The organism is Aliarcobacter thereius LMG 24486 (assembly GCF_004214815.1).
Classification (GTDB): Bacteria; Campylobacterota; Campylobacteria; order Campylobacterales; family Arcobacteraceae; genus Aliarcobacter; species Aliarcobacter thereius.
In genome coordinates, this window is record NZ_CP035926.1 from 1,478,199 (window position 1) to 1,493,509 (window position 15,311).

Annotated in this window: 11 protein-coding genes and 5 tRNA genes; all 16 read right to left on the minus strand. The window is 31.2% G+C overall.

Annotated elements, in window-relative coordinates; all coding sequences use genetic code 11:
* Positions 1-22: 22 nt before the first annotated feature.
* On the minus strand, positions 23-4,549 hold the full coding sequence (gene rpoC, locus ATH_RS07690) for a DNA-directed RNA polymerase subunit beta' (protein ID WP_066181380.1): 4,527 nt from the start codon (positions 4,547-4,549) through the stop codon (positions 23-25).
* Positions 4,539-8,687, minus strand: a complete 4,149-nt coding sequence (rpoB, locus tag ATH_RS07695) for a DNA-directed RNA polymerase subunit beta (protein ID WP_066181378.1) — start codon at positions 8,685-8,687, stop codon at positions 4,539-4,541. The genes rpoC and rpoB overlap by 11 nt, the downstream gene beginning before the upstream one ends.
* 161 nt (positions 8,688-8,848) lie before the next feature.
* A complete protein-coding gene (gene rplL / locus ATH_RS07700; protein ID WP_066181375.1) occupies positions 8,849-9,220 on the minus strand; it encodes a 50S ribosomal protein L7/L12 in 372 nt (123 codons plus the stop codon).
* Positions 9,221-9,262: 42 nt separating this feature from the next.
* Positions 9,263-9,751 carry a 50S ribosomal protein L10 gene (rplJ, locus tag ATH_RS07705; RefSeq protein WP_066181373.1) on the minus strand — a complete coding sequence of 163 codons (489 nt, stop codon included), beginning with the start codon at positions 9,749-9,751 and terminating at the stop codon, positions 9,263-9,265.
* A gap of 159 nt (positions 9,752-9,910) precedes the next feature.
* Positions 9,911-10,609, minus strand: coding sequence for a 50S ribosomal protein L1 (rplA, locus tag ATH_RS07710; protein WP_066181370.1), 699 nt, complete (start codon positions 10,607-10,609; stop codon positions 9,911-9,913).
* Between the two features lie 72 nt (positions 10,610-10,681).
* Positions 10,682-11,107, minus strand: coding sequence for a 50S ribosomal protein L11 (gene rplK, locus ATH_RS07715; protein ID WP_066171429.1), 426 nt, complete (start codon positions 11,105-11,107; stop codon positions 10,682-10,684).
* Between the two features lie 98 nt (positions 11,108-11,205).
* Positions 11,206-11,733: a transcription termination/antitermination protein NusG gene (gene nusG, locus ATH_RS07720; RefSeq protein ID WP_066171426.1), complete on the minus strand. Its 528-nt coding sequence runs from the start codon at positions 11,731-11,733 to the stop codon at positions 11,206-11,208.
* Between the two features lie 9 nt (positions 11,734-11,742).
* Complete coding sequence (gene secE / locus ATH_RS07725; RefSeq protein WP_119184125.1) at positions 11,743-11,925, minus strand: preprotein translocase subunit SecE; 183 nt, start codon at positions 11,923-11,925, stop codon at positions 11,743-11,745.
* A gap of 75 nt (positions 11,926-12,000) precedes the next feature.
* A tRNA-Trp gene (locus ATH_RS07730) sits at positions 12,001-12,076 on the minus strand.
* 37 nt (positions 12,077-12,113) lie between these two features.
* Complete coding sequence (gene rpmG / locus ATH_RS07735; RefSeq protein WP_066159193.1) at positions 12,114-12,272, minus strand: 50S ribosomal protein L33; 159 nt, start codon at positions 12,270-12,272, stop codon at positions 12,114-12,116.
* An 18-nt stretch (positions 12,273-12,290) separates the two neighbouring features.
* A complete protein-coding gene (gene tuf, locus ATH_RS07740) occupies positions 12,291-13,499 on the minus strand; it encodes an elongation factor Tu (protein WP_066171420.1) in 1,209 nt (402 codons plus the stop codon).
* Between the two features lie 209 nt (positions 13,500-13,708).
* Positions 13,709-13,785 (minus strand) — tRNA-Gly (locus ATH_RS07745).
* An 11-nt stretch (positions 13,786-13,796) separates the two neighbouring features.
* Positions 13,797-13,881 (minus strand) — tRNA-Tyr (locus ATH_RS07750).
* A 62-nt stretch (positions 13,882-13,943) separates the two neighbouring features.
* Positions 13,944-14,020, minus strand: a tRNA-Thr gene (locus ATH_RS07755).
* A gap of 13 nt (positions 14,021-14,033) precedes the next feature.
* A tRNA-Phe gene (locus ATH_RS07760) sits at positions 14,034-14,109 on the minus strand.
* Between the two features lie 41 nt (positions 14,110-14,150).
* The gene (murD, locus tag ATH_RS07765; protein WP_066185653.1) at positions 14,151-15,311 is read right to left on the minus strand and encodes a UDP-N-acetylmuramoyl-L-alanine--D-glutamate ligase; all 1,161 of its coding nucleotides are present in this window, start codon (positions 15,309-15,311) and stop codon (positions 14,151-14,153) included.

Consider the following 15,311-nt stretch of genomic DNA (forward strand, 5'->3'; position numbering starts at 1 on the left):
ATATAGGGTAAAACCCTATATATTACTCCGCTTCAGAGAATTTAATTTTTTTATCTTTATAAAGACCTGTTCCAACAGGAATTGTTCTTCCTATTACAACATTCTCTTTTAAGTCTTCAAGCATATCCATTTTTGCACTAATTGCTGCTTCTGTTAATACTTTTGTAGTTTCTTGGAAAGATGCAGCTGAAATGATACTATCACTTGTAACAGCAGCTCTTGTAATTCCTAAAAGAACTGGTTCAGCAATAGCTGGTCTTCCACCCATTCTTACTATTTTTTCATTTTCAATTTTAAATCTCTTTTTAGAAATCATATCACCCATAATGAATTTTGTATCTCCTCCATCAAGAATTGATACTTGTCTTAACATTTGAGATGTAATTACCTCAATATGTTTATCAGCAATATTAACCCCTTGAGATCTATAAACTTGTTGAACTTCAGAAACAATAAAATAGTGAAGAGCTTTCTCACCCATAATTCTTAGTACATCATGAGGAGAAACTTGTCCATCTGTTAATGCTTCACCAGCATGAACAAACTCACCTTCATGTACTAAAATCTGTTTCCCTTTTTCAACTAAATATTCACTTTGTCCACCTGTTTCATCTGTTATAACTAATCTTTGTTTATTTCTAAGTGGTTTTCCAAATGTTACAGTTCCATCAAATGATGCTAAAACTGCAATATTTTTTGGACGTCTTGCTTCAAATAATTCAGAAACTCTAGGAAGACCTCCTGTAATATCCTTAGATTTTTGAGTTGCTTTTGGTGTTTTTGCAATAATATCTGCAACTTCAACTTTACTTCCCTCTTGAATATTTAAAGAAGCTTTAGAATCTAATGAATATCTTATAATTTCATCATTTGCTGTTGCTAATAAAACTGTTGGTTTATATCCACTTGGAATATATTCATTTACAACTAGTTTTGAAGTTCCTGTTAACTCATCAAATTGTTCAGAAACTGTTACTCCTGGAATAATATCTTCAAAAGTTACTGTTCCAGCTTCTTCAGCAATAATTGGATTTGCATATGGATCCCACTCTGCAATAACAGTTTGTTCAGCAACAGTTGGAGCAGATATTAAAGCTCCTTTTTCAACTTCACTATTATCATTTAATATAATAGAAGAACCTCTTGAAATATAATATCTTGCTGCTTCTCTATCTTCTTTATCTGCAACAACAGCAAAAAGACCTTTTTCTACAACCTTATCACCAGATTTTATATCTTCTTTTCTCTCTAAATGATCCCCTGTTAATTTATAATATTTAACAATACCTTTTGATGCTGAAAGAACTTTAGATGTTACAGGAGCTCCATCTTCAACTTTTAACTCAGCTGCAAATGGAATTCTATTTGGAACATTCCATCCATCTTTAATTATTTCAACAATAGAATCATTATTTTCTACTACTGCACCATCAGTATGTGGTAAATATAGTTTTCCTTCAATTTTCCCAGAAATTCCAGCAAGCTCATTTACTTTTGCAACATCACTTTTTCTTAAGAAATATTGTTTTTTATCTTTATCATTTGTAATAGTTAAAATAACTTCATCATGAATAGTTTCAACCGAAACTTTTCCTTTAAATGGAGCATTAATTTTTGGTTCAACTAATAATACCCCAGCATTTCTTCTATTTGCTACAATAGCTTTTCCATCTTTTGTATCATATTTTTTGATATTATAATATCTAATAAACCCTTCTTTATCTGCTTTTAATTCTCTTTCTGTTTGAGTAGCACTTGCTGTTCCTCCAACGTGGAAAGTTCTAAGTGTCAGCTGAGTTCCAGGCTCACCAATAGATTGTGCAGCAACAACTCCAACAGCTTCTCCTGGTTTTGCTTTTCTTTGTTCACCAAGGTTTAATCCATAACATTTTGAACATAATCCATTTTCACTTTTACAAGTTAATGGTGTTCTGATAATTACAGATTTAACTTCAGATTCTTTTACAATTTTTGCATACTCTTCAGTTATTAAACTACCTTCAGCAAATAAGATCTCATTTGAAATTGGGTCAATTATATCTTCAGCAATAACTCTACCTGTAATTCTCTCTTCTAAAGTTTCAATTAACTCATTTCCAGATGTAATATCTGTAATCTCAATTCCTTCGTGAGTTCCACAATCTTCATCAGTAATTCTAACATTTTGAGAAACGTCAATCAGTTTTCTTGTTAAATATCCAGCATTTGCTGTTTTTAAAGCTGTATCTGCAAGACCTTTTCTAGCTCCGTGAGTAGAAATAAAGTATTCAAGTACATTTAGTCCCTCTTTAAAGTTAGAGATAATTGGTGTTTCAATAATAGTTCCATCAGGTTTTGCCATAAGACCTCTCATCCCTGAAAGCTGTCTAATTTGTGTTGCACTACCTCTTGCTCCTGAATCCGCCATCATATATATTGAGTTGAATCCATCTTTATCACTTTTAACAAGTTCCATCATTTCAGAACCTAATTTATTATTAGCTTCTGTCCAGATATCAATAGTTTTATTGTATCTTTCTTGCTCTGTTAGTAATCCTTGAGAGAACTGTTTTTGAACTTCAATTACATCTTTTTTAGATTTTGTAATATGATCTGTTTTACTATCAGGAACTCTAATATCATCAATTGAAATAGAAATTCCAGCAGAAGTTGCATATTTAAACCCAAGATTTTTTAAGTTATCTAAAAATCTTGGTGTTACTTCATATCCAGCTTCTTTATAAATATAATCAACTAAAGCACCTATATCTTTTTTCTTTAGAACTTTATTCCATAAGTTCATAGGTACAAATGGTGGTAAAATTTCATGAATTAATAATCTTCCAACAGTTGTCTTTACAACTTTATTATCTAATTTTGTTCTAATTTTTGCATGAAGATCAATTAAATTCATATCTAATGCTATTTTAACTTCATTAACATCTGTAAATAATTTATGAGAACCCTTAACTGATTCTTTTTCTAAAGATAGATAATATATACCTAAAATCATATCTTGTGAAGGAACAGCAATCGCTCTACCTGAAGCTGGTAATAATATGTTCATTGAACTCATCATTAATATTTTTGCTTCAGCAACAGCTTCTTGTGATAATGGAACGTGAACAGCCATTTGGTCACCATCGAAGTCAGCATTAAATGCAGCACAAACAAGTGGATGAAGTCTAATAGCTTTTCCATCAATTAAAACAGGGTGGAATGCCTGAATTGATAATTTATGAAGAGTTGGTGCTCTATTTAATAAAATTGGATATTCATCAACAATTTCACTTAAACATTCCCAAACTTCATTTGTCTCAGCTTCAATCAATCTCTTTGCAGCTTTTAAAGTCGTTGCATAACCTTTTTCTTCAAGTTTTGCCATTAAATGTGGTTTAAATAACTCTAGTGCCATCTTTTTAGGAATACCACATTGATCCATATTTAATTCAGGTCCAACAACAATAACAGATCTTCCAGAGAAGTCAACCCTTTTTCCAAGTAAGTTTTGTCTAAATCTTCCTTGTTTACCTTTAATAATCTCACTTAAAGATTTAAGAGGTCTTTTATTTGCACCTTTAACAGCATTTGCTGTTTTACCATTATCAAAAAGAGCATCAACAGCTTCTTGAAGCATTCTTTTTTCATTTCTAATAATAATTTCAGGAGCATCCAGTTCAGTTAATCTTTTTAATCTATTATTTCTATTTATAACTCTTCTATAAAGATCATTTACGTCTGAAACAGCAAACTTTCCACCATCAAGTGAAACAAGTGGTCTTAAATCAGGTGGAAGAACTGGAAGTTGAGTAAGCATCATCCACTCAGCTTTATTTCCACTATTTATAAAGTTTTCTACAACTTTTAATCTTTTAATTATAGTTTTTCTTTTTGCTTCTGATTTTGTTGAATTCATATCATCTTTTAATAGTGTTAAAAGTTCAAATAAATCAAGTCCTGCAAGTAAATCTCTTATAATTTCTCCACCCATTTTTGCTTCAAAACCAGTGTGTTCAAATAGATCTGCTACTGTTCTATATTGTTCTTCATTTAAAATATCATATTTTTCAATTTTTTTAGTTCTTTCACCATCATAAAAAGCCTCTCCAGCCTCATTTACAATATATGCTTCATAATAAAGAACTCTTTCTAAATCTTTTAATTTAACACCTAAAAGTGTTCCTATTCTTGAAGGAAGTGAAGAAACCATCCAAATATGAGCAACAGGAGAAACTAGTTCAATATGCCCCATTCTATGTCTTCTTACTTTACTTGAAGTTACTTCAACTCCACATTTTTCACAAACAATTCCTTTATATCTCATCTTTTTGTACTTACCACAAAGACACTCATAATCTTTTACAGGTCCAAAAATTTTAGCACAAAACAATCCATCTCTTTCTGGTTTCAATGTTCTATAATTAATTGTTTCAGGTTTTTTAACTTCTCCACAAGACCAGCTTAAAATTTTCTCTGGACTTGCTAACTTTAATTGAAATGCTGAAAAATCTTGAGGTCTTTCAAGCTCTTTAATTTCAATTGGTGCTAATATTTTTTCATTATTGCTCATCGTTTTCTACCTCTTCAAAAATCTCTACATCTAAAGCTAAGGCTTTTAACTCTTTTGTTAAAACAAAGAATGTTTCTGGAACTCCTGAAGCTGGAACATTCTCACCATTTGCTATGGCTCTATATGCTCTTGTTCTTCCTTCAACATCATCAGATTTTGTTGTAAGCATCTCTTTTAGTACATTTGTTGCACCATAAGCTTCTAATGCCCAAACCTCCATCTCTCCAAATCTTTGCCCACCAAATAAAGCTTTTCCACCAACTGGTTGTTGAGTTACTAAAGAGTATGGCCCTGTACTTCTTGCGTGAACTTTTTCATCAACTAAGTGATGTAGTTTTAGCATATACATATAACCAACATTTACTCTTTCTTTCATTTGCTCACCTGTTTTACCATCAAATAAAACAGATTTTCCATCACTATCAATTTTTGCCATTTCAAATAGTTTTTCAAAGTCATAAGCTTCAACACCATCAAAAATTTGTGTTGCAAACTTAACACCTTTTGACCAATCTCTAGCATAGTTTAATAACTCATCATCACTTAATTTCTCAACAAATGATTTTGCATTCATAAGTTTTGCAACTCCAGCAACTTCAATCATTTTTGTTCTTAAATCAGATATATATTCACCTTTTTTAGCTTCATATATATGCTGAATTTGTTTTCCTAATCTTCGTCCAACTAATCCTAAGTGAACTTCCATAATTTGTCCAATGTTCATTCTCGAAGGAACCCCAAGTGGATTTAAAATAATATCAACAGTTGTTCCATCTTCTAAATATGGCATATCAACTCTTGGAACGATATTTGAAACAATACCTTTATTTCCATGTCGCCCAGCCATTTTATCACCAACTTTGATTTTTCTCTTAGTTGCAATATATACTTTAACTTGTTTAATTACTCCACTTGCTAAAATATCATCATGCTCTAAAATATCAAGTTTTTCTTCATGATCTTTTCTTAATTGAGCTTTTTGTCTAATAAAATGCTCTTTTATATCATTATAAGTTTTTTCAATATCTTTTCCATATGAAGAAACTACTTTTTTCATAGCAAATCTATTTACATTTGTAAGAGTTTCTAAACTAAGTGATTCACCTTTTTTGTATGTTGTACCATCAAGTTCAAGCTCTTTTTCAAGTTTTGCTTTTGATAAAAGATTATTTATTTTTAAAGCTTCTTCTCTATCAAGCATTAAAAGTTTATCAAGATGTTTTTGATTTAGTTCATTTTTTTCTAAATCTATTTCTGTTTTTGCTCTCTCACACTTTTCATAACCTTTTTTAGTAAACACTTTAACATCAACAACTGTTCCTTCCATTGATGTTGGACAATATAAAGATTTATTTATAACATGTCCTGCTTTATCTCCAAAAATTGCTCTTAAAAGTCTCTCTTCAGGAGTTGGTTTAATTTCACCTTTTGGTGTAACTTTTCCAACAAGAATCATTCCAGGAGTTACATATGTTCCAACTTTTACAATTCCAGAACCATCAAGATGAGTTATATTTTCTTCTTTAACACCTGGTAAATCTCTTGTTATCTCTTCATTACCATGTTTAAGCTCTCTACACTCAATATCTTTTTCATAAATATGAACTGAAGTAAATGCATCTTTTTTAATAAGTCTTTCACTTAAAACAATAGCATCCTCATAGTTATACCCATTCCATGGCATAAATGCAACCATAGCATTAATTCCAACAGCTAATTCTCCTTTATCCATTGAAGGTCCATCAGCAATTACTTGCCCTGCTTCAATAGTATCACCTTCTTTAATAGCAACTCTTTGCCCAAAAGATGTATTATTATTTGTTTTAACGTTTTTATTTACTTCATAGTGATCAATAAATGCACCATTTTCATCTTCACCGCTAATATAAATATTTTTAGAATCAGCTTTTTCTACAATACCTGTTCTACTTGCTTTGATAGCTTCCCATGCATCTCTTGCAACTGTTTTTTCTAAACCAGTTCCAACAATTGGAGCAGTTGGGTTAATTAAAGGAACTGCTTGTCTCATCATGTTTGAACCCATAAGTGCTCTATTTGCATCATTATGCTCTAAAAATGGAATTAAACTTGCAGCAACTCCCATAACCATTTGAGAAGAGATATCAATTAAATCAACTTTACTTCTCTCCATTAAAAGGATTTCACCATTTAATCTAACTTCAACTAATGGTTCTAAAATTTTCCCATTTTCATCAAGTTTTGTACTTCCTGGAGCTATTACAAGCCCTTCTTCTTGAGTTGCTGTGAAATATGTAATTTCATTTGTTGCAACTCCATCAACAACTTTTTTATAAGGAGCTTCAATAAATCCCAAATCATTAACTTTAGAGAAAGTTGATAAAGTATTAATAAGACCAATATTTTGTCCCTCAGGTGTTTCAACTGGACAAATTCTTCCATAGTGAGTTGGGTGAACATCTCTTACTTCAAATCCAGCTCTCTCTTTTACTAAACCACCTTCTCCAAGAGCAGATAATCTTCTTTTGTGAGTAACTTCTGATAATGGATTTGTTTGATCCATAAACTGAGAAAGTTGACCACTTGTGAAGAACTCTGTTATTGTAGAAGTAATCATTTTTGAATTGATTAAATCATGAGGCATTATATCTTCTAGTGTACCACTCAGAGTTGTCATTTTATCTCTAATTGTTTTTTGCATTTTAATAAGCCCAGCGTGTAACTCATTTGCTAAAAGTTCACCAATAGCTCTAATTCTTCTATTTCCTAAGTGATCCCTATCATCAATATGTCCATTACCAGCTTTAACTTTTATTAGGTATTGAACAGTTTTTATAATATCTTCATAAGTTAGAGTTGTTACATATTCAGGAACATTAACCCCTAGCTTATGGTTCATTTTCATTCTTCCAACTTTTGTTAAATCATATCTTTCAGGATCAAAGAAAAGTTTTCTTATGAACTCTTTTGCAGCTTCTTTTGTTACAGGTTCACCTGGTCTCATAACTTTATAAATTCTAATTGCAGCTAAATCATTTTCATCATCAATTTGCTCAATTTGTTTTAATAGCTTTAAAGATTCTGCATCTGCTTTAAATGCATTAATAATAGATGCATCAGCACTACTTGAAAGATCATTTGCAATTTCAAATGAATCAAATTTAAGATCTAAAAGTTTTTTTAATTTTAATTCATCAAGTCCAGTTAAAGCATCAAATAATACTTCTCCTGATTCTGGGTCATAAATTGTACTTGCAGTATGTCTATCCATTAATAGTTCAAGTGGATATTCAATTAATTTTAAACCACCTTCAATTAAAGCTTTTGCTTTTCTTGCCGTTAATCTTTTACCTGCACCAATAATTAAATTACCTTTATCATCTTTAATGTCGTAATCAATTCTTCCCATAAAATCATCTGGGTTAAATTCTGTTAAAAATTTATTATTTTTAATTTTAATATTAATTACAGGATAAAATAGTTTTACAATATCCTCTTTTGAATATCCTAAAGCTCTAAATAGAATAGTAATTGGAACTTTTCTTCTTTTATTAATTCTTACATATAAGATATCTTTTGCATCATATTCGAAATATAACCATGAACCTCTATCAGGAATAATTTGTCCAGTATAAAGAAGTTTACTTTCTGCTGTATTTGATTCATCTTCTTTGAAAATAACACCTGGCGATCTATGTAATTGATTTACAACAACTCTTTCAACACCATTTACAATAAATGATGTTCTATCAGTCATTAAAGGAATTTCTCTTACAAATAAAGATTGTTCTTTTATATCTTTTACACCGATTCTTTCACCAGTCTTTTCATCTAAATCCCAAAGAGTTAATCTAACATTGATTTTAAGAGGAATTGAATATGTAAGTCCTCTAATCATTGTCTCTCTTACATCATATCTAGGTTTTCCAACTTCACTTCCCAAATAGTCTAAAGTTAGCCTACTTTGTGCATCATGAATAGGAAATATAGTTTTGAAAACTTTTTCTATACCAGCTTGTGATCTATCTTTTTTATCTACCATTAAAAAAGAGTCATACGAATTTTGTTGTAATTGTAATAAGTTAGGAATTTCGATTTTTTGTGGGTTTTTCGCAAAATCTACTCTGAGTCTATTACCAGATTTTAAAGAGTTTAACATTTGACACCTTATCATAAAATTTGGTTTGTTTGCTTTATATTATAAAGCACAAAAGCATCCATAAAGGATAAGGTTAAAATTCTTATAAATTTTAACCTTAGCCTTCAAAGATGCTAAGCTTATATAGGGAAGGTTCCCTATATATCCTTAAGTTTAAAAACTTACTTAACTTCTACTTTAGCACCAGCTGCTTCAAGTTGAGCTTTGATTGTATCAGCATCAGCTTTAGAAATTCCTTCTTTAATTGTTGAAGGAGTTTGCTCAGCTGCATCTTTAGCTTCTTTTAATCCAAGACCTGTAATTGCTCTGATTTCTTTAATTACATTAATTTTTTTATCTCCTGAATCTAAGATAATTACATCAAATTCAGTTTTTTCTTCAGCAGCTTCAACAGCAGCAACTGCTCCACCAGCAACTGCAACAGGTTGTGCAGATACACCAAATTTTTCTTCAAATTCTTTTACTAACTCTGATAATTCTAATACTGATAATCCAGAGATAAATTCTAAAACGTCTTCTTTAGAAATTGCCATTTTCTATCCTTTTTATATTTTTAATTTTAATAACTTAAATAATTAAGCAGCCTCTTCTTCTTTTTTTCTTCTAAGAGCATCAAGACCGATAGTAAAGTTTCTAACTGGTCCCATCCATACAGATGCAAGCATTCCAAGAAGTTCTTCTTTTGATGGTAATTTAGCAAATGCATTAACTTTTGCAGCATCAACAATCGTACCTTCAATAATTCCTGATTTAATTGAGAACTTATCTTTCATTGAAGTAACAAATTTATCAGCTACTTTACAAGCTGAAATTTGATCTTCAGACCAAAGATAAATATTTGTTCCAGATAAATCAATATCTCCTAATTCTGCTGCTTTAACAGCCTTAGCTACCAAAGTATTTTTAATAACTTGAACTTTAGTATTATTATCTCTTGCATTTTTTCTTAAAGTTTCTAACTCTTTATGAGTAAGCCCTTTATAGTCACAAACAACAACAGCTAAAGAGTTTTTAAACTCAGCAGATAGAGAATCAATAATTTCTGATTTTTCTTGTCTTGTCATTATATATTCCTCCTTTCAAAACATCATCCTAGGCGGGACTTACAAAAGAACGAGGAGTTCTTTTACCAGCTGTCTTCAGTTTTATTTCAGTGCTTTGAACACTCAAAAATATTGATTTTATCAACACTATTGAATGTTAAATTAGATAAGGATTTGACCTTATCTAATTTCTAAAAGTTCCATGTTGTCTAAAACAACTGATGGGCTCATAGTTAAACTAATAGCTGCATTAGCAATATATCTACCTTTTGCAGTCGATGGTTTTGCTTTATTAATAGCTGAAATAAAAGCTTCTACATTTTCTTTAATAGCTTCTGCTGAAAAAGATACTTTCCCAACAGCTGCTTGCATATTACCTTTTTTATCAACTCTATATGTAACTTGACCACCTTTTGCATCATTAACAGCTTTTGTTACATCCATTGTTACAGTTCCAGTTTTTGGATTTGGCATTAAACCTTTTGGCCCAAGTATTCTACCCACTTTACCAACAATACCCATACAATCAGGAGTTGCTACTAGAACATCAAAATTAATATTTCCAGCTTGGATAGCTTCAGCTAAATCATCATTTCCAACAATATCAGCACCAGCTGCTTTAGCTTCATCCATTTTTACACCTTTTGCAAAAACAGCAACTCTTACAGTTTTACCTGTACCATTTGGAAGAACAACTGCTCCTCTAATCATTTGATCTGCATGTCTTGGATCAACATTTAAATTAAGTGCAACTTCTACACTCTCATCAAACTTAGCAGATTTTAAATCTTTTATTAAATTACAAGCTTCTTCTAAAGAGTATTTTCTATCTTCAACTTTAGAACTTAATGCTTTATATCTTTTTGAAATTTTTGCCATATTTTTACTCCGCAATTTTTATTTTAATTTGCTTCCACTTTTTTAAGGTCTTGTGGTTAGACTCTTGTAGAATTATAGTTCTACATCAACTCCGATTGATCTAGCTGAACCAGCAACAATTTTTGCAGCTTGTTCTTTATCATCAGTATTTAAATCTTTGATTTTTAAATCAACGATCTCCATGATTTGTGCTTTTGATAATTTTCCAACTTTATTTTTAAGTGGATTATCACTACCTTTTTTAATTCCTGAAATTTTTTTAATCAATTCAGTCATTGGTGGTTGTTTAACTTCAAATGTAAAACTTTTATCTGTAAAAATTGTGATAACAACTGGCAATCTATAACCTGCTTTATCTTTAGTTTTTTCGTTAAATGCTTTACAAAACTCCATAATATTAACACCTCTTTGTCCTAAAGCTGGACCAACTGGAGGTGATGGATTTGCAGCTCCTGCAGGTATTTGTAGTTTTAAATAACCTTGAATTTTCTTAGCCATTGCTATTCCTTTAAAAAATTTAAATAATTAATGATTAGACATTAGGCAAAAAAACTAAAAAGAAGCTAGTTTCTTTGCCTAATGCCTAAATTAATTTTTTATACTATTCTCTCTACTTGAGTGTAAGATATCTCAACAGGAGTATTTCTTCCAAAAATAGAAACATTCAGTTTCAAAATTCCTGAAACCAGATCAAAGTCTTCAACAATACCATTAAAGTTTGCGAATGGTCCTTCGTTTATTCTTACCATTTCACCTTCATCAAAAGATATTTTTGGTTTTGCTGCTGCTTTATTTTTAGCTTTTTCTAAAATAAGATTAATGTCTTTTTCACTTAAAGCTGTTGGTTTTTTTGATTCACCAATAAATCTTCCAACTTTTGGCATTGATTGGATTCTATGCCAAAGTGCTGTATCTAAATCAATTTTTGCAAATGCATAAGCTGGGTAAAGCGGCCTTTCTATAATTACTTTCTTACCTTTTTTTACTTCTATTAAATCTTCTGTTGGAACTAGAACTTCAGCTATTCTATCATCTTCCATTTCATCTGCTAATTTTAATATTGCTCTCTTTACAGCTAACTCACTTCCAGAATAAGTCTGTATTGCGTACCATTTATGTGCCATTTATCTTCCTTATCCTAGTATCATTGATAGTCCAAGAGACATAGCACCATCAATTAAAGCTAAAAATATAGCTATAACAGTAACAACTATAAATACCGAAATATAAGCTGTTCTAATTTGCTCTTTTATAGGAAATATCACTTTAGATAGTTCAGCTTTTACACTGTTAAAATAATTACTAGCTTTACTCAAAACTGTCTCCATCTTTTTAAATTTAATTTTAACTCTTCAAAAAAAGCCAAAACTCTTTTTAAAAAATTAAATTCGTGGCAGGCCAGGAGGGACTCGAACCCCCAGCACTCGGATTTGGAATCCGATGCTCTACCATTGGAGCTACTGACCTATTTAAAAAGCTTGAGATTTCTCTCAAGCTTTAATGACTAAGATTTTAATTTCACTTCTTTATGAATAGTGTGTTTTTTTAATCTTGGACAATATTTTTTTACTTCAAACTTTTCAGTATGAGTTTTTGGATTTTTCCAAGTAGTGTAGTTAATATCTCCACTTTCTTGGCATTTTAATCCTATTTTAATTCTTATTGCTGCCATAAAGAATCCTTATTTGATGATTTCTGAAACAACTCCAGCACCAACAGTTCTTCCACCTTCTCTAATAGCGAACTTTGTTCCTTTTTCTAGAGCAATTGGAGCAACTAATTCTACTGTCATTTCAACATTATCACCTGGCATAACCATTTCTGTACCTTCTGCTAGTGTACAAGAACCTGTAACGTCTGTTGTTCTAACATAGAATTGTGGTCTATATCCACTAAAGAATGGAGTATGTCTTCCACCTTCTTCTTTTGAAAGAATATAAACTTCACATTTAAATGATGTATGTGGTTTAATTGTTCCTGGCTTACAAAGAACTTGACCTCTTTCAACATCTTCTTTTTTGATACCTCTTAGAAGAATACCGCAGTTATCTCCAGCTTGACCTTGATCCATCTCTTTTCTGAACATTTCAACACCAGTAACTGTTGTTTTTCTTGTATCTCCAAATCCAACGATTTCGATCTCTTCACCAACTTTAATTGTTCCTAGTTCAATTCTTCCAGTAACAACTGTTCCTCTTCCTGAAATTGAGAAAACATCTTCAACAGGCATTAAGAATGGTTTATCTGTATCTCTTTCTGGAGTTGGGATATACTCATCAACTGCAGCCATTAAAGCAACAATTTTTTCTCCCCATGGTCCAACTGAACCTTTTTTAGCTTCTTCTAAAGCTTGGAACGCAGAACCAGCAACGATTGGTGTATCATCTCCTGGGAAATCATAAGTTGAAAGTAACTCTCTAATTTCCATTTCAACTAATTCTAACATCTCATCTTTATCTGAAGGGTCCAATTGATCTTCTTTATTTAAGAATACAACTATATAAGGTACTCCAACTTGTTTAGAAAGAAGAATGTGCTCTCTTGTTTGAGCCATTGGTCCATCTGTTGAAGCGATAACTAAAATAGCACCATCCATTTGAGCAGCACCAGTAATCATGTTTTTAACATAATCCGCGTGACCTGGACAATCTACGTGTGCATAGTGTCTTTTATCTGTTTCATACTCAATATGAGAAGTAGCAATAGTAATTCCTCTTTCTCTTTCTTCTGGAGCATTATCGATTTGATCATAATCTTTCATCTCTCCACCATATTGTAGAGCTAAAACCGCTGAAATTGCAGCAGTTGTAGTTGTTTTACCGTGGTCAACGTGACCGATTGTACCGATATTTACGTGCGGTTTGTTTCTTGAAAACTTTTCTTTTGCCATAGGAATATTCCCCTTCTAAATTATTTTATTTGCTTTATTGCCCTCTGAGTAGATAAGCCTTATGGCTTCTCTATTCAGAGGGGATTTGCACAAAATGTGCTGAGTATTATATATACTAAATACTAAAAACTAAATTAATGGGATTAAATATATTAAGAGTTATAAATATATGTGCAAATATAACTCAGCTCCCAGTAATCAATAAAAAATGGAGCGGGAGACGAGACTCGAACTCGCGACAGTCTGCTTGGAAGGCAGAAGCTCTAGCCAACTGAGCTACTCCCGCAACATTTACCGTGGTGGTGAGAGAAGGATTTGAACCTTCGAAGCCGTAGGCGGCGGATTTACAGTCCGCAGGATTTGACCACTCTCCAACCTCACCATATTAAAAATTATTGCTCTGGTCAAGCGCTGTTTTTTAAAACTTACGCACGACTAAAATAATGGAGCTGGTGAAGGGAGTTGAACCCCCGACCTGCTGATTACAAATCAGCTGCTCTAGCCAACTGAGCTACACCAGCATCCAAAAATAAATGGTGGTTCGAGACAGAATCGAACTGTCGACACAAGGATTTTCAATCCTTTGCTCTACCGACTGAGCTATCGAACCACTGAAAATGGAGTGAAATTATACAAGTTTGTTTATTAATCTTAACTTAAATTAAATACAAACTTTTTAAATTCTTCTCCTCTTTGTAGATATGAGCTATATTGATCTAAAGATGCTGCTGCTGGTGATAAAATAGCAATATCATCTTTTTGTAAATTTTCATCTATTCTACTAACAGCAATATCTAAAGTTCTACACTCTAATACTTCAATATTATAACTTTTACAATAAGTGATTATTCTATAATAATTTGAACCAATAGCATATACTATTAAATTTAATTTTGAGATAGTTTCAAATAAAATATTTAAATCTACTCCTTTGTCATCTCCACCTAAAATTAAATGTATTTTTTTATCATAATATGGAATAAGTGCATTTAATGTTGCATCATAATTTGTTGCTTTACTATCATCAATCCAAAGTCTATTCTTTCTATCATAAAACTCTTCAACTTTATGTTTATCTATTCTAAAACTATTTATCTTTTCATAATCTATTTTATCAGTTAATATTTTTTTTGTACACAAAGCCAAAATAGCATCTAACAAAAAAGGTTCTTTGAAATTTATCTTCTCTTTATCTATTTTAAAGTGTTCACATAAATCATCACTATTTGAATAAGAAATAAGATGTGCAGATGTTTCTATATCTTTAAATTCATTAGGAATAATAGCAATATCATTCTCTTGCATAAATTCCAAAGGCTTTAGTTTTGCTTCTTTATAAGCTTCATACGAACCATGCCAAGTTATATGATCATGTGAAATTGGAAGCAGTATATAAATATTTGGTTTGGCTTCTTTTGTATAATGTAGAGTAAAAGATGAAGTTTCTAAAATCCATATATTTTTACTTTTATCAAGTTTGCTAAGAGGAATTCCTATATTTCCTCCATAAGATGAATTTAAATCTTCCAATACTACCTGACACATTTGAGTTGTTGTTGTTTTTCCATTTGTTCCACTAATCCATATAGAAAAAGGCATCTCTTCATAAAATAGATCATAATCACTAATTAAATTAATTGAAGATTTCACTAATATATTATTTGGTGGAATTCCTGGACTTACAACGGTTAAAGTATCTGATTCTTTATCAAATAAATCTATTTCACTGTCATCGAAAATCTCTGCATCTTTATATACTTCTTTTAATGCGAGTGCTGTTTTACCTTTTCCTAAAATTCTTATTTTTTTCAT